Source organism: Microbacterium sp. (assembly GCF_035277845.1).
GTDB lineage: Bacteria > Actinomycetota > Actinomycetes > Actinomycetales > Microbacteriaceae > Microbacterium.
In genome coordinates this window covers 1-21,802 of the sequence record NZ_DATEJS010000302.1, presented here as the reverse complement: position 1 = coordinate 21,802, position 21,802 = coordinate 1, and the positions used below count along the sequence as shown (strand labels likewise).

The following is a 21,802-nucleotide window of genomic DNA, read 5'->3' as shown; positions in this document are numbered from 1 at the left end:
GACGCCGCGCCCCTGCGCGCCGCCGGCGCGGCCGGAGTCGCCGTGGTGTCGGCGATCTGCGCGGCCTCCGATCCGCGCGCGGCCGCACAGGCGTTCGTGCGCGAATGGTCCGGTGAGACGGTGGAGGCCGGCCGATGACCGCGGCCCGACCGATCCCCCGGGTGCTCAGCATCGCCGGCAGCGACCCGTCGGGCGGTGCCGGCATCCAGGCCGACCTCAAATCCATCGCCGCGAACGGCGGCTACGGCATGGCGGTGGTGACGGCGCTCACCGCACAGAACACACGGGGCGTGCGCGCCGTGCACGTGCCGCCTGCCGCGTTCATCGGGGCGCAGCTCGACGCGATCGCCGACGACATCGCGGTGGATGCCGTGAAGGTGGGGATGCTGGCGAACGCCGACGTCATCCGGACGGTGGCCGGGCGTCTCCCCCGCTTCGGCGACGCCGTCGTCGTGCTCGACCCGGTGATGGTCGCCACGAGCGGCGACCGGCTGCTGGATGCCGACGCGACCACGGCCCTCGCCGACCTGCTGCGCCGGGCGGACCTCGTCACGCCGAACCTGCCCGAGCTGGCGGTGCTCGCCGGACTCGCCGCCGGCGCGGCGGTTCCGGTGGCCGCGGACTGGGCGGAGGCCATCGCGCAGGCCGAGGCCGTGTCCGCGCACTTCGGCGTGCGCGTGCTCGCCAAGGGCGGGCACCTGACCGGTCCGACAGCGCCCGACGCACTGGTCGACGCCGCGACGGCGACCGTCGTCGAGTTCGGCGGCGAGCGCATCGCCACCACGGCGACGCACGGCACGGGATGCTCCCTGTCATCCGCCGTGGCCACCCTGCGGGTGCGCCTCGGCGACTGGGAGCCCGCCGTCGCCGAGTCCCGCCGCTGGCTGCGCGAATCGCTGCGGCACGGCCACGCGCTCGCCGTGGGCGGCGGGAACGGGCCCGTGCACCACTTCGCCGGGCTCTGGGGACGCGGCGGGCTCGCCACCTCGCCGACGGCCGCCGAGATCGAGACCGAGTGGTGGGCCGGAGTCGCAGACCTGCGCGCCGGCATCGACGAGCTGCCCTTCATCCGCGGCCTCGCCGACGGCACCCTCGAGCGCGAGGCGTTCCTCGGCTACCTCGAGCAGGACGCGCTCTACCTCGGCGAGTACGCGCGCGTGCTCGCCGCCGCCGCGCAGCTCGCCGGCGACCACGCCGGCCAGTCGTTCTGGGCGCAGTCCGCGCACGGCGCCATCGCCGCAGAGCTCGAACTGCACCAGTCCTGGCTCGCACCCCTCGGGCGCGGCGGGGAGCACGCGGACCTCGGGCGCCGCCCGGCCACGGTCGCGTACCTCGACCACCTGATGGCGACCGCCGCGCGCGGCGAATACGCCGTGCTGGCCGCCGCCGTGCTGCCGTGCTTCTGGCTGTACGCCGACCTCGGCGAGCGCCTCGCGGCCGGGGAGTTCGGCGAGGCCGCGAACGATCCGGGGCATCCCTACGCGAGCTGGCTCGCCACGTACGGCGACCCGGCGTTCTCGCACGCGAACCGGCAGGCCATCGACCTGGTGACGAACCTGGCGGCCACCGCGACCCCGGCCGTGCGCGAGCGGATGCGGCGCGCGTTCCGGATCTCGTCGGAGCACGAGCTGGCGTTCTTCGCCGCGGAGCCGGCCCCCGAAGCGCGCGTCGTCCAGGTGCACGGGAGCGCGGCCCGGGTCTGAGTATGCGGCATCCCCGGCCCGCGCTCTCGCACGGGCCGGAGATGCCGGGCGGGTTCAGCCGGCCGACGGCACCAGCCACGCCGTCGCCGCGCCCGGGAGCACGGCGCCGGCGACGGGTGCCGAACTGACCACGACCTGCCCGTCCGTCCCGAGCGGGTAGTCCTCGGTGCCGAAGTTCGCGACCGCCTGCCAGCCGTTCGGGCGGGCGAAGCGCAGCACGTCGGCGCGGCCGGTCTCGATCCACTCGAGCTCCTCGCCGGTCTGCAGGCGGTGGCGAAGGGCGAGCGCGCGGCGGTACAGCGACAGCGTGGACTCCGGGTCCCCGTCCTCGGCTGCGACCGACGACGCGCCGAGCCATTCGGGCTGCGGCAGGTGCGCCGGGCCGTCGCCGAACCCGAACGACGGGCCGTCGCTCGTCCACGGCAGGGGCACGCGGCATCCGTCGCGGCCGAGGCCGTCCTTGTCGTGGTCCGCCCCGCGGAAGAACGCCGGGTCCTGACGCTGCTCGGCCGGGATGTCCGCGACCTCGTGCAGGCCGAGCTCCTCCCCCTGGTACAGGTAGGTGCTGCCGGGGAGGGCGAGCATGAACAGGGTGGCGGCGCGGGCGCGACGCAGGCCCCCGTCGCGGTCGAGCTGGTCCTCCGGACCACCCGCGATGATCCACTCGGTGCCCTGCTTCACGCGGCGGCCCTGGAGCGGCGCGAGCCCGTAGCGGGTGGCGTGGCGCACCACGTCGTGGTTGGAGAGCACCCAGGTCGACGACGATCCGGTGGCGGCGCTCTGCGCCAGGTTGTCGGTGATGATCTCGCGGAACTGCGCGGCGTCGAAGTCCGCCTCGAGCAGGTCGAAGTTGAACGCCTGCCCGAGGCCGGCCGGCGTCGCGTACTTCGCCCGCCGCTCGGGCGTCGCGACCCACGCCTCCGCCACGGCGATGCGCGGCGGGTCGTACTCGTCGAAGACCCGGCGCCATTCGGCGTAGACCTCGTGCACCTCGTCGCGGTCCCAGAGCGGATGCCGCCCGGAGGTGCGGTCCATCGCGTCGAGCTCCGCCGCGCTGGGCAGCACCTCCGGAAGATCCTTGACGAGCCCGTGCGCGACGTCCACGCGGAAGCCGTCGACGCCCCGGTCCGACCAGAAGCGCAGTGTCTTCAGGAACTCCTCGTGCACGTCGGGGTTGTCCCAGTTGAAGTCGGGCTGCTCCTTCGCGAAGTGGTGGAAGTACCACTGCCCGTCGCCGACCGGCTCCCACGCCGGGCCGCCGAACACCGACCTCCAGTCCGCGGGCGGCAGCTCGCCGTTCTCGCCGAGGCCGTCCCGGAAGATGTAGCGGTCGCGCTCGGGCGATCCCTTGCCCGCGGCCAGGGCCGCGCGGAACAGCTCGTGCTGATCCGAGGAGTGGTTGGGCACGATGTCGACGATGATCTTGATCCCGCGCGCGTGCAGCGCGGCGACCATGTCGTCGAAGTCCGCCAGGGTGCCGAGCCTCGGGTCGACGTCCCGGTAGTCGGAGACGTCGTAGCCGCCGTCGGCGAGCTCCGACGGATAGAACGGACTCAGCCAGACCGCGTCGATGCCGAGCTCGTCGAGGTAATCGACGCGGCTGACGATCCCGCGCAGATCGCCGATGCCGTCGCCGTTCGCATCGGCGAAGCTGCGCGGGTAGATCTGGTAGACGGCGGCCTGCCGCCACCAGTCGGGGGTGTCGAGACGGCGGGGCGCCGTCTGCGCCTCGGTGAGTGCCACGAGGGTGTTCCTCTCCTGTAAGTCGGGGGACTAGATTTACTTGTCGAATTTACTTCGCCTCGGCCATACTCGCAGGGAGGAGAGAGGAAGGTCAAGACCTCATGCCGAGAAACCCGTCGGACGGGGCAGCACGCGCCGCCAGCCTCGACGCCGTGCTCGACTACGCCTGGACAGCCGGAGACTTCACCGCCGCCGACGTCATGGATGCCGTCGGGGTCACGCGCTCCACGGCCATCGAGGCCACCGCGGCACTGGTCGGGCTCGGCCTCCTCGACGAACTGCCGAACGCGCGCGACGCCGGCGACTACCGCATGGGCCGTCCCGCGCGCCGCTTCGCCTTCCGCCCGGGCGCCGGCATCCTGCTCGGCATCGACGCCGGCCGCACCCACCTCACCGTCGCCGTGACCGACCTCGCCGGCACGCGCCTGCACACCGAGCGCCGCGACCTGAGCGACGCCGACGACACCCGCGCGGACCGGCGGCGGGTGATCGTCCGGACGATCGGCTCCGCCCTGCGCAAGGCGGGGGTGGGCCGCGAGCGGGTCGTCGCGCTGTGCGCCGGCGTGCCCGCGCCCGTCGACCGTCAGGGGGTCTCGCCGCGGCATCCGTCCGGATTCTGGGAGCGCATGAACCCGGATCTCACGGAGCTGCTCGCAGCCTGGGCGCCGTTCGTGCGCGTCGAGAACGACGCGTCGCTCGCCGCGGTCGCCGAGGGCGCGATGGGTGCCGCCGTGGGATGCCGCGACTACGTCGCCCTGCTCGCCGGCGATCGGCTGGGTGCCGGCGTGGTGGTCGACGGACACCTGCTGCGCGGCCGGCACGGGGGCGTCGGCGAGATGCTGGCCTTCGATCACGTCCACGACGTCGAGGGCGCGTCCGGCCTCGGGCACCGCGCCCGGGAATGGGCCCTCGACCTGATCGAGCGGGGCGACCTCGCCGCGGACAGCCCGCTGCGCACCACGGCCCCGGCCGAGGTGGACGGCCGCCTCGTGCTGGAGCTGGCGGCCGCCGGCGACCCGGACGCGCTGCGGATCGCCGCACGCGTCGGCGCGACGCTCGCGCGCGTGGTCAGTGTGCTCGGCAGCATGTTCGATCCCCAGCGCGTGATCGTGAGCGGCGCGATCTCGGCGGGCATCGGCATGATCGTGGACACGGCGCGCGAGGCGCTGCCCGCGGACATGCATCTGCCCGCCCCCGAGATGGTGGTCTCGCAGCTCGGCGACGAGGTCGTCGTCGACGGGGCGATCGCCGGGGCCATGGACCTCGCCCGCAGGAACACCCTCGACCTCTGGCTCGCCCGCCAGAACGCGACCGAGGACTGAGAGCACCAGTCCACTGGAGCCGGATTGGACTCGATGGATCAGTCCAGTTTCCGCGTTGTCCCTGTCATGACAGTGCACCACATCGAGTACCGCGGCTGGTTCGGCCGCTTCTCCGAACCGCACGCCACCCGGCCGGCACGCGAGGATCGCGGGATGCCGTTGTGGTTCTGGTCGCCGCGCGGACTGGAGGATCGCGGTCGCGCCGCGGGCCGCGAGCAGCAGCGCGCGTACAGCGACCTGCAGGCCGCCGCCGCGGCATCCGACTGGCGCCGCTGAGCCGCACCCCGCCTCACGCGTCGGCGGCGCAGCGGAAGCCGATGTGCGACATGCCGGTGTCCTCCGCCTGCGGCGAGCGCGCCGCCGGCCGGAAGCGCAGGCAGTAGTCCGGAGAGCACAGGAACGAACCGCCCTTGAGCACGCGGCGCGGGATCGACTCCCCCGCGCCGGAACTGGCCGCGGCGAGCAGGTTCCGGCGCTTGCCGGGGTCGACCGGCTGGTCGCTCAGGCGAAGGTGGCGCGGGGTGTAGTAGTCGGTCGTCCACTCCCAGACGTTGCCGATGAGGTCGTACAGCCCGTAGCCGTTCGGCGGATAGGAGCCCACCGGCGCCGTCCCGCCGACCCCCTGGTTGTCGTACGGGAAGCGCCCGAGCCACGAATTTGCTTGCGCGACGCCCCCCGGGTACGGCTCGTCGCCCCACGCGAACCGGGCGCCGTCGACGCCGCCGCGGGCCGCGTACTCGTGCTCGGCCTCGGTGGGCAGGCGCATCCCGGCCCAGTCGGCGTAGGCCGTGGCATCCGCGAACGCCACGTGCACGACGGGATGCCGCATGCGGTCGTCGATCCCGGAGCCGGGCCCGAACGGCGCGCGCCAGTGGGCACCGGGCACCCAGCGCCACCAGTTGCGCCAGTCGCGCAGGTCGACGGGTGCTGTGGTCGGGGTGAAGACCATGGAGCCCGGCACGAGGTCCACGGGGGCGACACCGGGGTACTGGGCGGGATCCATCGGCCGCTCGGCGACCGTGACGTAGCCGGTGGCATCCACGAAGCGCGCGAAGTCCGCGTTGGTGACCGCGTACCGGTCGAGACGGAAGGATGCCACCTCCCGCTCGTGCACCGGCCGCTCATCGGGGTAGAACTCGTCGGACCCCATCCGGAACGTGCCGGCCGGGATCAGCACGGTGTCGCGACCGTCGTCAGCCATGCATCCACGGTAACCGCGCGACGGCGTGCCGGCGTCGTCGCCGGGTTCCTCACACGGCGCCGATGTGCCCGAGCATCAGGTGCGGCGCCTCGGCGTTCCCGCCGGACTCCCGCAGGGCGACCGGCAGCACCACGACGACGATGAACACCACCACGATGACGCCCATGAGGATGCCGGCCCCGCTGATGGCGATCCCGGCGATCGCGAGACCGCGGCCGCGCTTGCCCGTGCGCGAGGTCTCCCGGAGCGCGAGGATCGAGAGCACGATGCCGACCGCACCGACCACGAACGAGGTCACGAACCCGGCGATCGCCAGGACGCTCCAGGGCGGCGGTGGCATCGGCACGGCGGACGGCAGGGTCCCCGGATGGGGCGACGGCGTCCCCTCTCGCATATCGCTCACATATTCACCCTATTGCTGGACGAGACTCGGTCGTAAGCTCTGTCTCATGCTCCCCAGATGGACCCGGCCGGCTGCCGCCGTGCTCGCGCTCGCCCTGGTGCTCTCCGCACCGCCGGCGTTCGCCGCGTCCCTCCCGGCCCGGGTGGGACTGGTCAGCTTCACCGGCGCGTCGCTGACGTCGTCCGGCGCGACCCTGACCATCGCCTGGCCGGCCGCTGCGGGGGCCACCAGCTATGTCGTGTTCGCGTCGACGTCGTTCGACGGGGTCACCACGCAGACGACGCCGGTGGCGACCTCGACGCGCACGTCGGCCACGATCACGCACCTGCTTCCCGGCCGCGACTACTTCGTGCAGGTGCGCGGCGTCTCGGCGGCCGGGCGCGGCGCGCCGTCGCTCCGGGTCGGCCACGGCACCATCGCCGCCGAGGCATCCGCGTCGGCCCTCGCGTCGCACAAGACGGTCTCCGGGCTGAAGGTCATGACGTGGAACATCTGCTCCAACGCGTGCAGCAACTTCACCGTCCGCCGGGGCGTGATCAACACCCGCATCGCCGAACTCGCACCGGGCGTGGTTGGGATGGAGGAGGGGTCCAAGTACACGACGGCTCCGTCGGGATACGCCTTCGGCTACAAGGGGCAGAACGTCATCCTGTACCGGACGGCGCAGTTCACCTCGGTCAAGAAGGGCACGACCATCGCACACGGAGCGGCGACGTTCGCGAGCGTGTACGCGAGCGCAGGCCACGGCGTCAGCTGGGCGGCGCTGCGCAACCGGGCGAACGGCGCGTTCCTGGTCGTGTTCGACGTGCACCTGCGCGCCGGCACGACGGTCGCCCTGCAGAAGCAGCGCGAATACGAGGCGGGGCGCCTCGGCCCGTACATCGCGGCCGTCTACTCCCAGCTGAAGACGAAGTTCGGCTCGATCACGAACTGGGCGAACGCCGGCCCGGTGGTCGTCGGAGACTTCAACACGAACAAGTCCCACCCCACGGACACCACCCAGTCGATCCTCCGCCGGGCGGGCTGGCTGGACAGCTTCGACCAGGCGCACCACCTCACCCGCCAGCACTACAACTCGGCGAACCCGACCTGGTCGCTGTACCCGGTGATCGGCGAGCGCTGGGGCGACGACGTCGACAAGCTCGTGGTCAAGCCGTCGCACACGGTCGTGCTGTCGTGGGCGAACGTGGGGAAGATGTCGGGCGGCCGGTTCGTGGCGCCGCTCGGCTCGGACCACCACCCGCTCATGTTCGTGATCTCGGTGTTCTGACCGCCCGGGTGCCGAGGGCGCGCATAATGGTTCGGTGACCGAACCATCACCGCCGCCCCAGACCGACACGCAGCACGCGATCCGCTCGCTGGCGCGCCTGGCGCGCATGCTCGAGCGGATGATGCCGGCCCGGCTCACCATGGCCGACTTCCGGATGCTGTCGGCCATCGGCGACGGCGAGGCCCGGGCATCCCGCCTCGCCCATCGCCTCGCAGTCGGCAAGCCCACGGTGAGCGCGACCGTCGACTCGCTCGTCAAGCGCGGCCTCGTCACACGCACCGCGCACGGCGCCGACCAGCGCGCGATCGACCTCGCCCTCACGATCGACGGGGTCACCGTGCTCGCCGACGCCGACGCCGCGCTCGGGAACGCCCTCGACCGGATCGCCGCGGAGACGCCGGATGCGGATGCCACGCTCCGCGCCCTCGCACAGCTCGGTCCGGCGCTGGACACGCTGCTCGCCGCACGCGACGCCCGCCTCGCCGGCGGCGCTCACGCTGCGGCCTCCCGCCCGGGCGCGGCCGGATGAGCCCGCGCGACCCTCAGCACCGGGGGTGGCTGCGGCGCCTCGGCGGCTACATCATGCGGCATCGCGCCGACCTGTTCCTCGCCCTCGGCGCCGCGGTGCTCGGCTCGGTGTGCTCGACCCTGACCCCGCTCGTGGCCCGCGCCATCATCGACGACGTGATCATCGCGCACCACCGCACCCTGCTGCCCTGGCTGGCGCTGCTCATCGGCCTCGCGGTCGCCGGCTTCGGATTCTCGTTCCTGCGCCGCTACCGGGGCGGGCGCCTCGGCATCGCGGTGCAGACCGATCTGCGCAACGACATGCACGACCACCTGCAGACCCTCGACGCGGCCACCCTCGACACGATGTCGACGGGTCAGCTGGTGTCCCGCGCCAACAGCGACACCGCCCTCGCGCAGGGGCTCCTCGCCTACATCCCCATGCTGTCCGGCAACCTGCTCACCCTCGTGCTGTCGCTCGTCGTGATGATCGTGCTCTCGCCGCCGCTCGCGCTCATCGCCGTGCTCATCGTGCCCGCGCTGCTTGCGCTCAGCATCCGCATGCGGCGGCGCGTCTTCCCGGCCAGCTGGGACGGACAGCAGAAGGAGGCGGAGGTCGCCCAGATCGTCGACGAGGACGTCACCGGCGTGCGGGTCGTGAAGGCGTTCGGGCAGGAGCAGCGCGAACTGCAGCGCCTGACGGATGCCGCCGGGCGGCTGTACGGGTCCCAGATGCGGTCGGTGCGCATCTCCGCCCGGTATCAGCCGATGCTGCAGGCGGTGCCCGTGTTCGGCCAGGTCGCCGTGCTCGCACTCGGCGGCTGGATGACCCTGTCCGGCGTGATCACGCTCGGCACGTTCCTGGCGTTCTCCACCTACATCGGGGCGCTGCTGACCCCCGCCCGCATGCTCGCGGGCATCCTCACGATCGGCCAGCAGGCCCGTGCGGGCGTCGAGCGCATCTTCCAGCTGATCGACCTGAAGCCGCAGATCGCGGATGCCCCGGATGCGGTCGATCTGCCGCCGCGCCCCGGCGACATCGTGTTCGACGACGTGTCGTTCGCGTACGGCGAGCACGACGTGCTGCACGGATTCTCGCTGACCGTCCGCGCCGGCGAGCGGGTGGCCCTGGTCGGGGCGTCCGGCAGCGGCAAGTCCACCGCGGCCCGCATGCTCACCCGCATGTACGACCCGACGGCCGGGCGCCTCATGATCGGCGGTGTCGACGTGCGCCGCCTGCGGCTGTCGTCGCTGCGCCACGCGGTCGGCATGGCCTTCGAAGACGCCTTCCTGTTCAGCGAGAGCGTGCGCGACAACATCGCGTACGGGATGCCGGATGCCACCGACGAGGCGATCGAGGCGGCCGCACGGCAGGCGCACGCGCACGCGTTCATCGAGGCGCTGCCGCACGGGTACGACACCGTGGTCGGCGAGCGCGGCCTCAGCCTCTCCGGCGGACAGCGGCAGCGGATCGCCCTGGCGCGCGCCCTGCTGCGGGACCCCGGCATCCTCGTGCTCGACGACGCCACGAGCGCGATCGACGCCCGCACCGAGCAGGGCATCCACGACGAGCTGCGATCGGTCTTCGGGGATCGCACGGTGCTGATCGTGGCGCAGCGGCATTCCACGCTGCGCCTCGCCGACCGGATCGTCGTGCTGGATGCCGGACGCATCGTCGCGGAGGGCACGCACGACGAGCTCATCGACTCGAGCGTGGTGTACCGCGCGCTCTTCGGCCGGGACGACGAAGCCCGTCTCGACGCCCGGCGCCGCGGCGACGTGGACGCCCTCGCCGACCCCCGCGACCTCCCCCGGTCGTCGAGCGAGCGAAGCGACCTCCCCCGGTCGTTGAGCGAGCGAAGCGAGACGAAACGCCCCCGACCGGACGCCCATCGCCTCGCGCGACCGGGCGTGGGCGCCCCCTCGCTCGGCATGGGACTCGGCGGGGGACGCGCGGGCATGCGCAACGTGCTCGCCCCCACGCCGGAGCTGCTCGCCCGCGTGGCGGCGCTCCCGCCGGTCGTGGACCACCCGGTCGTCGACCTCGCCGCCGAGGGGCGGCCGCAGCCGGAGTTCTCGCTCGGCGGCATCCTGCGCGAATTCCGGCGCCCCCTGCTGCTCGCGCTCGTCTTCGTCGTCATCGACGCGGTCGCCGGGCTGCTCGGTCCCGCCGTCGTCAAGGCCGGCATCGACCAGGGCGTGGTCACCGGCACCGCGGGCGTGCTGTTCGCGGCATCCGGACTGTACCTCGTCGTCACCCTCGCGGGGATGCTCGTCGACATGGGCGAGTCCCTGGTCACGGGCAAGGCGGCGCAGCGGATCATGCTGTCGCTGCGGGTGCGGATCTTCGCCCAGCTGCAGCGCCTGTCGCTCGACTACTACGAGCGCGAGATGTCCGGGCGCATCATGACGCGCATGACGACCGACGTCGACCAGTTCGAGTCGCTGCTGCAGAACGGGCTGCTGGGCGCGCTCGTCGCGTTCGTGACGTTCATCGGGGTGGGGATCGCGCTCGTCGTCATCGACCCGCCGCTCGGGCTCGCGGTGCTCACCGTCATCGTCCCGCTCGCCGTGGCGACGGTGTGGTTCCGCCGGCGGGCGTCCCGGCTGTACGACCTCAGCCGGGAGCGCATCGCGATCGTGAACTCCGCGTTCCAGGAGTCGGTCGCCGGCATCCGCGAGTCGCAGGCGTTCACCCACGAACCGCACACGATCGCCCGGTTCCGCGCGCACAGCGCCGCCTACCTCGAGTCCCGCTCCGGAGCGCAGCGGCTCGTGGCGGTGTACTTCCCGTTCGTGCAGTTCCTGTCGTCGGTGGCCGACGCCATCGTGCTCGGCCTCGGTGCGGCGCTCATCGCGCAGGGGCAGCTGACGGCGGGGGCCCTCATCGCGTTCCTGCTGTACATCGACATGTTCTTCTCGCCCATCCAGCAGCTGTCGCAGGTGTTCGACGCGTGGCAGCAGACCCGCGTGTCGGTGCGGCGGGTGGCCGAGCTGATGAAGCTCGAGTCGCTCACCCCGGCCGCGGACGATCCGGTGGAGCCGGAGGATGCCGGGGGCGCGATCGTGCTCGAGGCGGTGCATTTCGCGTACCCGATCGGCTCGGTGTCATCCGACCTCCGGGGGCCGCAGGATGCGCGCGGCACCGCCCCCGAGGCGCGACGCTCGCCACCCGAGGCGCTGTCCGGGGTCGATGTGCGCATCAGCCCGGGCGAGACGATCGCGCTCGTCGGCGAGACCGGTGCCGGCAAGTCGACCGTGATGAAGCTCGTCGCGCGGTTCTACGATCCCGACCGCGGCGAGGTCAGCGCCGACGGCGTGGACCTGCGCCGCCTGGACCTCGGCGCATTCCGGCGCCGCCTCGGCTACGTGCCGCAGGAGTCGTTCCTGTTCCCCGGCACGGTGGCATCCAACATCGCGTACGGGCGCCCGGACGCCGGCCACGACGAGGTGCACGCAGCGGCCGCGGCGGTGGGCGCCGACGCCATGATCGCGGCGCTTCCCGACGGGTACGACACCGAGATCGCCGTGCGCGGATCGTCGCTGTCGGCCGGCCAGCGGCAGCTGATCGCGCTCGCGCGCGCCGAGCTGGTGCAGCCGCGCGTGCTGCTGCTGGACGAGGCGACCTCGAACCTCGATCTCGCCAGCGAGGCCCGCGTGACCGAGGCCATGGATCGCCTCGCCCAGGGGCGCACGACGGTGCTCATCGCCCACCGGCTGCAGACCGCGATGCGCGCCGACCGCATCGTCATGCTCGACGCCGGACGGGTCGCCGAGCACGGGACGCACGCGGAACTGCTCGCCCGGGACGGCCGGTATGCGGCGATGTGGAGGGCCTTCGAGCTCGCCGCGATCTGAGCCGGGGCGGACCTTAAGGCAGGAAGCCCCATCTTGATGGGATCTTGGCCGCGTCTTGAGCAAATCTTGCCGGTTCGGATCTGTACATCCGGCCGACCATGAGATTAAGGTAAGAGATGTCAACCGGGAACGACCCGAAATCTACCCGGAGGACGAACCGCACATCGAGGGAGACCCGAAACCTCGCGCGATGTGAGTCTGACGGAGTCTGGGCGACATCTGGGGAGATCCTTCCAGACGATGCCGGCGAAGATTGATGGCATCTGGGGATGCCTGCGTATTTTTGCGCGAACTCTGGGGAGAGATGAAAGCCCCGGCGCGGCAGTGCCGGGGCTTTCGCATGACCGGCTCGCCGCCTGCGACGGAGCCCGGGGCCGTCTCGGGCATCCTGCGAGAATCGCACTGGTGCTCGGGTGCGAGATCCCTTATCATGCACTTAAGTCACGTCGTATCACTGGGACTGCTGCTTGCCTCACTGGGAATTGAGGAAAGCCGCTTGATCGGCTGACGTGCCGCACGTTGGGACTGCGGTACTGGGGAAATCAAATACTGGGGATTACGCATGTCGAATGCGAATGTCGCGTTGCCTTGGGAGCAGCGCGGGCGGTGTGGGCTATGACCACGGCCGCCGGTTATGGATTCACGAGTCCGCCCGGGCCCGAGGCCCTGTCGCGGACGAAGATCACGCCACGCGTCGCGCCGGCGGTCGAGAACCGCCAGCTCTGGCAGCGGCACTATCGTCAGCGCCTGCAGCTGACCGACGCGGCCGTCGTGCTCGTCTCGGTGTCGCTCGCGGCCTGGGTGCAGTTCGTCGGCTTCGCCGGCGCGAACATCGACGCGGTGGGGAACGACCCCGGGCCGTACCTGCGCGCGTCGGCGGTCACGTGCCTGCTCTGGCTCATCGCGCTGTCGGTCTTCCGCACCCGGGATGCCAAGGTGACCGGGAGCGGCAGCACCGAGTACCGCCGGGTCGTGCAGGCCACCGCCATCACGTTCGGTCTCCTGGCCATCGGATTCGTGGTGTTCGAGTCGCAGGGCATCCGCGCCCAGTTGCTGGTCGCGCTGCCGATCGGGCTGACCCTCATCGTCGCCGGTCGGTGGGCATGCCGTCGCTGGCTCATCCACCAGCGCGAGGTGGGTGAATACCTCGCCCGGGCGATCGTGGTGGGCAGGCGCCGTGACGTCGGGTACGTGGTGGACGCCATCCGCGGCAGCGGACTGAGCGGCTACCGCGTCGTCGGCGTCACGCTCTCGGACGACGACGCCTCGAGCATCACGCTCGGCAACCTGAGCATCCCCGCCTACGGCTCCGTCGACACGGTGCCGCAGATCGCGGAACGGCTCGGCGCCGACGCGGTGATCCTGGCGAGCACCCGCCCGAACGACCCGGAGTACCCGAAGCGCCTCGCCTGGCAGCTGGAGGGCGCCGCGGCGGAGCTCGTGCTCTCGAGCCCGCTCGCCGACGTCGCGGGGCCGCGCATGTCACTGGTGCCGGTGGAGGGCCTCCCCCTCATCCAGGTCACGATCCCGACGTTCGAGGGCGGCAGGTACGCACTCAAACGCGCGATGGACATCTGCGTCGCGACGATCGCGCTCAGTGTGATCGCGCTGATGACCCCGTTCATCGCCCTCGCCATCAAGCTCGACAGTCCGGGCCCGGTGTTCTTCCGCCAGGAGCGGGTGGGCCGGGACGGGCGCATCTTCCGGATGGTGAAGTTCCGCTCGATGGGGGTGGATGCCGAGGCGCAGAAGGCCGCCCTGCAGGCGAAGAACGAGGGCGCCGGCCCGCTCTTCAAGATGAAGGCCGACCCCCGCGTGACCCGCGTCGGCGCGTTCCTGCGCCGGTACTCGCTCGATGAGCTGCCGCAGTTCTGGAACGTGCTGGTCGGCGACATGAGCGCGGTCGGCCCGCGTCCGCCGCTGCCTGCCGAAGTCGCCGAATACGACGGCACCGTCTACCGGCGCCTGTACATCAACCCCGGCATCACCGGGCTCTGGCAGGTGTCCGGTCGCAGCGACCTCTCGTGGGAGGAGAGCGTGCGCCTCGACCTGCGGTACGTCGAGAACTGGTCCGTGATGTCCGATCTCATGATCATGTGGCGCACCGCCAAGATCATGTTCAAACCCGAGGGTGCCTACTGATCTCGCCTGTCCGAGGTTCGTTCCAGCACACAGCACCCTCGTTCTGCTGGGCTCGCGACGTGACGCCTCCCCCCACCGCACTTTCCCAGGAGTGCTGTAGCGTCACGTCGCGGGTCCCCCCTCCGCCGTTGCAGAACACGATCTCTCCGGCGGAGGATCTCTTGCCTTTCGCGCCCACGGCGCACACACTGAGCTCACAGCATTGGGGAGAACATGGGGAGTCTCACGACCGGTGGGTCCGGTCATCGGAGGACCGTCCGCATCCTCGGCACCCACGGGGTGCCGGCCGGATACGGCGGCTTCGAGACGGCCGCCGAGAACGTCGGGCTCTTCCTGCGCGACCAGGGCTGGCGTGTCATCGTCTACTGCCAGCTTCCCGGCGACGGGCCGACCGTCGAGGATGACTGGAACGGCCTGGAGCGCGTGCTCATCCACGAACCGCGGGAGGGATGGCGCGGCACGTCCGCGTTCGATCTGACGTCCGTCCGGCACGCGACATCCGCGCATCGCGCCGGCGACGTGTGGCTCACGTTCGGCTACAACACCGGCGTGTTCGACATCCTGCCGCGGCTGCGCGGCATCCCGAACGTCATCAACATGGACGGGATGGAATGGACCCGGCGACGCTGGGGCCTCGCGAAGCAGGGCATCCTCCTCGCCAACGAACGGCTCGCCGGGATGGCGGGCGATGTGCTCATCGCCGACCACCCCGTCATCGCCGGGTACCTGCAGCGGCACTTCGGCAGGCGGCGCGTGCAGACGATCACCTACGGCGCGCACGAGGTGATCGACGCGCCCACGGCACCGGTCACCGACCTCGGGCTCACCCCGGGCGGCTACGGCATGGTCGTCTGCCGCCCGATCCCGGAGAACTCCGTGCTCGAGATCGTCTCGGCCTGGTCGTCCGCTCGCCGCGGGATGCCGCTGGTCGTGGTCGGCCCGTACGGCGACGACGACCCGTACCACGCGCAGGTGCAGGAGGCGGCATCCGACGAGGTCGTCTTCCCCGGCGCGATCTTCGACCACGACCGGCTGCAGGCGCTGCGCTTCCACACCGCGCTGTACCTGCACGGGCACACCGTCGGCGGCACCAATCCGTCGCTCGTGGAGGCGATGGCGGCGGGAAACGCCGTGGTCGCCCACGACAACGTCTACAACACGTGGGTCGCCGGCCCGCAGAACGCCTACTTCTCGGGCGCGGAGGACCTCGCCCCGCAGCTGGACGGGCTGCTCGCCGACGCCGGGCGCCGCCGGGCCATGGGCGAGGCGAGCCGGGCGCGCTTCCGCGGGGAGTTCACCTGGACCAGGATCGGTCGTGAGTACGAGAACGCGCTGCTCACGGCGTTGGGAGAGACGATGGAACCGCAGAAGGTCGAGGTCGCCGAGTGATCGATCTGGCAGTTGTGGGGCTCGGCAAGATGGGCCTGTCCCACCTTGCGATGATCAAGGCCCATCCCGATGTGAACCTCGTCGGGGTCTGCGACTCGACCGGGTATCTGCTCGACCTGCTGTCGAAGTACACCGGCGTGACCACGTACAAGGACTACGCGAAGATGCTCGACACCGCGCGCCCGCAGGCGGTGATCATCGCGACGCCGACGCACCTGCACGCGGACATGATCCGGGCGGCGATCGAGCGCGGCGTCGACGTGTTCTGCGAGAAGCCCCTCGTCATCGACCCGGCGGACAGCATCGTGCTGACCGCGCTGGCCGCGCAGCGCGGCGTCGTCACCCAGGTCGGCTACCACAACCGCTTCGTCGGGGCCTTCCGCGAGGCCCAGCGGGTGCTCGCATCCGGCGCCCTCGGCACGGTGAACACGGCCCTCGCCGAGGCGTACGGCCCGGTCGTGCTCAAGCCCGCGGGGCGCACGTGGCGCAGCCAGCGCGCCACCGGTGGCGGATGCCTCTACGACTACGCGGCGCACCCGCTGAATCTGCTCACCTGGTACCTCGGCGAGCCGCAGTCGGTCAGCGGCAGTCAGCTGACCAGCATCTTCTCCGCGCAGATCGACGACGCCGTCGCCAGCACCCTGCACTACCCGACCGGCACCGCGCAGATCATCTCGAACTGGTCGGACGAGTCGCAGCGCAAGATGACCACGAAGATCTCGCTGTGGGGCGAGCACGGCAAGATCTACGCCGACCGCCAGGAGATCCAGGTGTACCTGCGCGACACCGCGCCGCTCCCGGACGGCTACCACGCCGGCTGGAACGTCCGGTACACGACCGAGCTCACCGAGGCACCGTGGTTCTACCTGCGCGGCGAGGAGTACAGCGCACAGCTCGACGCGTTCGTGCAGCGCGTGACGGCCCGCGAGATCACCGGCGTGAACGACTTCGCCTCCGCGGCGGTGACCGACCGGGTGATCTCGCTGATCAGCGAGGATGCCGCCCGTGAGGACACCCGCCTGGACGTCGCCGCCGCCGGCGGGGAGCCGGCGCGTCCCGCTGCGGCGCCCGCGAAGAAGCAGGGGCGGCTCGTGGGCGCGTTCCTCCCGAGGCGAGGGAAGTAGCACATGAGCGACACGACGACCACGCGGACGATCGACCGGCTGCTCTTCGGCGACAACCAGTTCTTCGGCGTGAACCACATGTCCGAGGAGAAGGCGCGCGCCCAGCAGATCCGGTTCCAGGACCTCGACGCGATCATGCACGTGCTCGACGACGCCTACAACGAGGGCGTCACCACGTTCATGTGCACCACGCACGACCGCATCGCCGAGGTGTGCGACCGCGTGAGCGCGAACCCCGACCGGTACCCGGACATGAGGTTCTTCCCGTGCATGCCGTACGCGCACAAGTACGCGAACGCGATCACCGACGAGGGCCTGCTCGGCGCGATCCGCCGGTTCCTGCCGGAGGAGGGTCTGCTGGACAGCATCGCCCGCGGCACGTCGTCGCTGGCCCGCAAGGACATCGAGGGCATCACGACGCTGCTGATCGACGCCGAGATGAAGATGTTCGCGAACGTGTCGACGCCGGTCATCTGGCTGCAGAACGTCGTCGTCGACCTGCTGTCGGGGCTCGGGTTCACCGAGGCCTTCCGCATCTTCGCCGACCACGTGAAGACGCGCTACGGCGCCGAGCCCGGGTTCATCACCATGAACCTGCCGCGCACGCTCGACGAGCTCGAGCGTGCGGGCGTCGAGAACCCCCTGGTGTGCTCCAACATCAACAAGCTGGGGTTCCGGATGTCGGGCGGCGTGGACAGCTACCTGGACGCGCTGGGCAAGCGGCCGTTCCGCGCCGTCGCCATGTCCGTGATGGCGAGCGGCGCCATCCCGGCGCGCGAGGCGATCGAGTGGGTGTGCGCCCTGCCGAACCTCGAGGCGATCGTGTTCGGCGCCTCGAGCCGCGGGAACATCGCCGCCACGGTGCGCCTCGTCGACGAGTACTGGCAAGACCGCTGAGATGCGCCGGGGCAATCCGCGCACGATCCTGATCGCCAACCCGGGTGCGGATCTCTACGGCTCCGACCGCATGGCGCTCGAGACCGTGCGGGCCCTCGTCGCCGACGGCCGGCGCGTCGTCGTGACGGTGCCGCAGCCGGGCCCGCTCGTGCCCCTGCTCGAGCAGGCGGGCGCGGAGGTCGTCGAGTGCCTGACGCCGATCGTGCGGAAGGGTCTGTTGAGCCCGCGCGGGCTGGCGGAGCTCGCCGGCACGACGCTGCGCTCGATCGGCCCGGGGCTGCGCCTCATCCGCGAGACGGATGCCGGGGTGGTCATCGTCAACACGATCACCCCCCCGCTGTGGCTCGCCCTCGGCCGGCTCCGCGGGCGGATGACGGTCTGCCACGTGCACGAGGGCGAAGCCTCCGTCTCCTCGGTGCTGCGCCGGGCCCTGTATGTGCCGCTGCTGTTCAGCAGCCGCATCCTCATCAACAGCGAGTTCAGCCTGCGCGTGCTCGCCCGCTCCGCACCGTGGCTGGTGCGCCGCACGACCGTCGTCTACAATGCGGTGGCCGGCCCACCCCGGGTGGTCGCGGCGCGCGCCGAGCTCACCGAGCCGATCCGGCTGGTCTACGTCGGGCGCCTCTCGGCGCGCAAGGGTCCGCACGTCGCGATCGAGGCGGCGAAGCTCCTCGCCGACGCCGGCCGGAACGTGCACCTGAGCCTGCTCGGCGCCGCCTTCGCGGGCAATGAGGCATATGCGGAGAGCCTCGCGGAGCTCGTGGCCCGGAGCGCGCTCGCGGAGCGCGTCACGTTCCTCGGGTTCAAGCCGTCCGTGTGGGACGACCTCGGCGCCAACGACATCGTCCTCATCCCGTCCACGGTCGACGAGCCGTTCGGGAACACCGCGGTCGAAGCCGCCCTCGCCGGCCGTCCCGCGGTGGTGAGTCGGGTGGGGGGCCTTCCAGAGGCCGCCGCGCGATCCCGGAGCGCGGTGCTCGTGCCTCCCGACGACGCCGCCGCCCTTGCCGCCGCCGTCGGCGACATCGCCGACGACTGGGCGCGGTTCTCCGCCCTCGCGGCCGCGGACGCGGTCGACGTCGCGGAGGCCTTCTCGCACGAGCAGTACGCCCGCGGCATCCGCGACGCACTGAACCTGCCGTCCTGAGCTTCCCGGCCGGCCCGGACACGCTCTGGACCCTGCATGCGCCGCACGCGTCGCGCACGCCTCGCACACGGCAGAGGGCCGCGCGTCCTCACGGGGATGCGCGGCCCTCCCGGCGGAATCGCCTGTGGACCGCCGGCCGGACTTTCGGGCTCCGACCGGCGGTCGATCGTGTCAGGGCACCGTGACCTGGGTGGTCTTGGTGTCGGTGTTCCCTGACGGGTTCTTGACCGTGAGCGTCACCGTGTAGGTGCCGCCGGTCGCGTAGGTGTGCGACGAGGTCGCGCCGGTCGTGACGCTGCCGTCACCCCAGACCCACGTGTACGAGCTGATCGTGCCGCTCGGGTCGGTCGAGCCGGTGCCGTCGGCCGAGCACGTGTCGCCGGTGCAGTTCACCGTGGCCGCCGCGGTCGGCAGGCCGACCGTCGGGCTCGAGGCGAACGTGCTGACCTGCACGGCCACGGGCGAGATCGTCGCGTTGCCCGGCAGGTACGAGATCAGCCCGACCGAGCCGGCGACCTGCATGCCCGAGGTGGTGTCCGTCCCGGTGATCTGCCAGTTCGCGGGGTACGCGCTGCCGACGGCCCAGATCTTCATCTGCATCGTCGTGGGGCTCGTGCCCGTGACCTGGAGCTGCACGTTCAGCTGCGTGCCCGGCGCGAAGGTGAGTCCGGAGACCACCGTCGTCGCCTTGACCGTGCCCTGCACTCCCGCGTTCATCCGCAGGAGGGCGAGGCTCACCGAGCCGTTGGAGCCGAGGATGACCCGGCCGCGGTAGTCGGTGTTGCTGCTGATCCGCCGGCCGACGACATCCAGGTAGACCCCGTTGCCGGACGGCGCCGCGCTCGTCGTGAACGTCGCCGTGGTGCTGGTGTCGCTGCTCGAGACCGATCCGAGGTACACCCCGGGGCCGATGCCGGGCGACGGCATGTTCAGCACGCCCACCCCGTTCGCCACCGACAGGTTCGACGTGCCTCCGGTGGGGCTCCACGCACCGCCGGTGGGCGCCGTGCCCCAGCCGCCCGTCACCGTGCGGTTGAAGCCGTCGGAGGCGAGCAGGTTGATGGTCGGGTTCGCCGGAGCGGTCACGGTGACCTTGTGGGTGACGCTGTCGGTGCCGTTGACGTCGGACACCGTCAGGGTCACGGGGTACACGCCCGCAGCCGGGAAGGTGAAGCTCGGCGTGGCACCGGTTCCGGTCTGGCCGGACATGAACGACCAGCTGTACGAGGAGATCGGCGTGCCGCTCGCGTCGACCGAGCTCGTCCCGTCGAACGTGCACGACAGCGCCGTGCAGTTCGACGTGAAGGCCGCGGACGGCGGTCCCGGAGGAGCCGTGACCGTGACGCTCTTCGACGCCGTGTCGGTGTTGCCGTTGGTGTCGGTCACGGTGACCGTGGCGGTGTACGTTCCGGCGACCGTGTAGGTGTGCGACGGGGTCGCACCCGATCCGGCGGCCGAGCCGTCACCGAAGTCCCACGAGTAGCCCGTGATCGTCGCCCCGGTCGGCGCGGTCGAGCCCGAGGCGTCGAACGAGCACGTGAGGTTCGTGCAGCTCGGCGTCGCCTGCGCGGCGGTCGGGTTCGGCGGTGCCGTCAGCGTCACCGTCTTGGAGGAGGTGTCGGTGAGACCGTTGCTGTCGGTCACCGTGACGGTCGCCGTGTAGGTGCCCGCTGCGGTGTACCGGTGGCTGGGGGTCGCGCCCGATCCGGCCGCGCTGCCGTCGCCGAAGTCCCACGAGTAGCCGGTGATCGTCGCACCCGGCATGGCCGACGAGCCCGAGGCGTCGAACGAGCAGACCAGGTACGTGCAGCTCGGCGTCGCCTGCGCCGCGGTGGGCGGAGCGGGCGGCATCTGAGCCGTCACCGACGTCGTCGCCCGCGAGCTCGCCCCGTTGCTGCCGGTCACCGTCAGGGTCACCGTGTAGGTGCCCGGCAGCCCGAACACGTGGGTCGCCGTCGCTCCCGTGCTCGGCGACGAGCCGTCGCCGAAGTCCCACGAGTATCCGGTGATCGTGGTGCCCGCGGCCGGCGTGGATCCGCTGCCGTCGAACGAGCACGACATGTACGAGCAGTTCGGCGTCGCGATGGATGCCGTCGGCGGGATGACCGCAGCCGGCGATGCCGCGTACAGCGAGCTCACCTGGCCGGCGGACAGCTGGGATCCGTAGATCGCCACCTCGTCGACCGTGCCGGCGAAGTAGTTGCTCGTCGCGCCGCCCCACGTGTTGTCGCCGCCCACTCGCCAGTAGCCGGTGTAGGACTGCGCCTGGGTCTGCGGGTTGGTGCCCACCGACTGGCCGTCGACGTACAGCACCATGCCCGCGGGGCCCTGCGTCGCGACCAGGAAGTGCCACTTGCCGTCGTTGTAGCTCTGCGGCGAGACCACGGTGTTCATCTGGCCCGTGTAGGTGCCGAACGACAGCTGCCCGGTGTTGAGCATGTAGACGTGCCGGTCGTAGCTGGAGCTGAGACCCGTCTGCGAGCTGCCGAAGCCGATCAGCTTGCCCCCGCTGGTCGTCGTGGTCTTGAACCACATCGTCTCGGAGTACACCGTCGGGTTGGTGAACGTCTGCGTCGACGAGATGAGTCCGGTCGACCCGTTGAGCGTCACCGCCGTCCCGGTGCTGCCGCTGACCGGGCTGGCCACGCCCTTGGTGACGCCGCCGCTGTAGAGGCCGTTGTCACCGTAGGCCGACGTGTCCGCTGCGGTCGACCCGCTGCCCTTCTCGTCGAGGCGCCAGTAGGTGGTGGGAGTCAGTCCGTAGGCTGCGGCTCCGTAGGCGTCGGTGGGCGCCGGCGGCGTCGCCGGGGTGTAGCCGGCATCCGTGTAGTGCTTCTGCACCTGCGCCAGGGTCAGCGCGGCCGGGTAGATCGCGACGTTCCCGATCGTGCCCTTGAAGAAGTTGCTCGACGGCTTGCTCGGCCAGCTGCCGAGGTTGTCGCCGCCGATCCGCCAGTAGCCGCTGTACGCCTGGGCGACGGTGGTTCCGCCGTTCTGCCCGACCGGCGCGCCGTCCACGTACATCGTGAGGCCCGCGCCGGACAGCTCGCCCACCACGTGGTGCCACTGGCCGTCGTTGTACGACTTCGAGGACTG

General features: G+C 71.4%; 15 protein-coding genes. 11 read left to right on the top strand and 4 right to left on the bottom strand.

Going from position 1 to position 21,802, the window contains the following annotated elements:
- Positions 1 to 134 precede the first annotated feature (134 nt).
- Positions 135 to 1,703: a bifunctional hydroxymethylpyrimidine kinase/phosphomethylpyrimidine kinase gene (locus VJR25_RS13280; protein ID WP_324115781.1), complete on the top strand. Its 1,569-nt coding sequence runs from the start codon at positions 135 to 137 to the stop codon at positions 1,701 to 1,703.
- A 54-nt stretch (positions 1,704 to 1,757) separates the two neighbouring features.
- On the opposite strand, the gene VJR25_RS13275 is transcribed toward VJR25_RS13280, so the two are convergent.
- Positions 1,758 to 3,446 (bottom strand): glycoside hydrolase family 13 protein, encoded by a 1,689-nt coding sequence (locus VJR25_RS13275; RefSeq protein ID WP_324115779.1) that lies wholly within the window; start codon positions 3,444 to 3,446, stop codon positions 1,758 to 1,760.
- A 101-nt stretch (positions 3,447 to 3,547) separates the two neighbouring features.
- On the opposite strand from VJR25_RS13275, the gene VJR25_RS13270 reads away from it, so the two are divergent.
- On the top strand, positions 3,548 to 4,768 hold the full coding sequence (locus tag VJR25_RS13270; protein WP_324115777.1) for an ROK family protein: 1,221 nt from the start codon (positions 3,548 to 3,550) through the stop codon (positions 4,766 to 4,768).
- Positions 4,769 to 4,834: 66 nt separating this feature from the next.
- On the top strand, positions 4,835 to 5,044 hold the full coding sequence (locus VJR25_RS13265; RefSeq protein ID WP_324115775.1) for a hypothetical protein: 210 nt from the start codon (positions 4,835 to 4,837) through the stop codon (positions 5,042 to 5,044).
- Positions 5,045 to 5,057: 13 nt separating this feature from the next.
- Here VJR25_RS13265 and VJR25_RS13260 read toward each other — a convergent pair whose 3' ends face one another.
- Positions 5,058 to 5,969 (bottom strand): formylglycine-generating enzyme family protein, encoded by a 912-nt coding sequence (locus tag VJR25_RS13260; protein ID WP_324115773.1) that lies wholly within the window; start codon positions 5,967 to 5,969, stop codon positions 5,058 to 5,060.
- A 49-nt stretch (positions 5,970 to 6,018) separates the two neighbouring features.
- Positions 6,019 to 6,363, bottom strand: coding sequence for a DUF4190 domain-containing protein (locus tag VJR25_RS13255; RefSeq protein ID WP_324115783.1), 345 nt, complete (start codon positions 6,361 to 6,363; stop codon positions 6,019 to 6,021).
- A gap of 55 nt (positions 6,364 to 6,418) precedes the next feature.
- Between VJR25_RS13255 and VJR25_RS13250 the strand changes: the two genes are divergently transcribed.
- The 8 genes from VJR25_RS13250 (at position 6,419) to VJR25_RS13215 (ending at position 18,706) form a co-directional block, all read left to right on the top strand.
- Positions 6,419 to 7,642, top strand: a complete 1,224-nt coding sequence (locus tag VJR25_RS13250) for a fibronectin type III domain-containing protein (RefSeq protein WP_324115771.1) — start codon at positions 6,419 to 6,421, stop codon at positions 7,640 to 7,642.
- A 34-nt stretch (positions 7,643 to 7,676) separates the two neighbouring features.
- Positions 7,677 to 8,171 (top strand): MarR family winged helix-turn-helix transcriptional regulator, encoded by a 495-nt coding sequence (locus tag VJR25_RS13245; protein WP_324115769.1) that lies wholly within the window; start codon positions 7,677 to 7,679, stop codon positions 8,169 to 8,171.
- The gene (locus tag VJR25_RS13240; protein WP_324115767.1) at positions 8,168 to 12,007 is read left to right on the top strand and encodes an ABC transporter ATP-binding protein; all 3,840 of its coding nucleotides are present in this window, start codon (positions 8,168 to 8,170) and stop codon (positions 12,005 to 12,007) included. Before VJR25_RS13245 ends, VJR25_RS13240 begins: the two co-directional genes overlap by 4 nt.
- Positions 12,008 to 12,622: 615 nt before the next feature.
- Positions 12,623 to 14,149: a sugar transferase gene (locus tag VJR25_RS13235; RefSeq protein WP_324115765.1), complete on the top strand. Its 1,527-nt coding sequence runs from the start codon at positions 12,623 to 12,625 to the stop codon at positions 14,147 to 14,149.
- Between the two features lie 213 nt (positions 14,150 to 14,362).
- A complete protein-coding gene (locus tag VJR25_RS13230; RefSeq protein ID WP_324115762.1) occupies positions 14,363 to 15,538 on the top strand; it encodes a DUF1972 domain-containing protein in 1,176 nt (391 codons plus the stop codon).
- Positions 15,535 to 16,662 carry a Gfo/Idh/MocA family oxidoreductase gene (locus VJR25_RS13225; RefSeq protein WP_324115760.1) on the top strand — a complete coding sequence of 376 codons (1,128 nt, stop codon included), beginning with the start codon at positions 15,535 to 15,537 and terminating at the stop codon, positions 16,660 to 16,662. Before VJR25_RS13230 ends, VJR25_RS13225 begins: the two co-directional genes overlap by 4 nt.
- A gap of 3 nt (positions 16,663 to 16,665) precedes the next feature.
- Positions 16,666 to 17,559 (top strand): hypothetical protein, encoded by an 894-nt coding sequence (locus tag VJR25_RS13220; RefSeq protein WP_324115758.1) that lies wholly within the window; start codon positions 16,666 to 16,668, stop codon positions 17,557 to 17,559.
- A 1-nt stretch (position 17,560) separates the two neighbouring features.
- Entirely contained in the window at positions 17,561 to 18,706 is a 1,146-nt protein-coding gene (locus VJR25_RS13215; RefSeq protein ID WP_324115756.1) for a glycosyltransferase, read from the top strand.
- A gap of 171 nt (positions 18,707 to 18,877) precedes the next feature.
- Here VJR25_RS13215 and VJR25_RS13210 read toward each other — a convergent pair.
- Positions 18,878 to 21,802, bottom strand: a 2,925-nt coding sequence (locus tag VJR25_RS13210; RefSeq protein WP_324115754.1) for a PKD domain-containing protein, incomplete at its 5' end; no start/stop codon positions are given.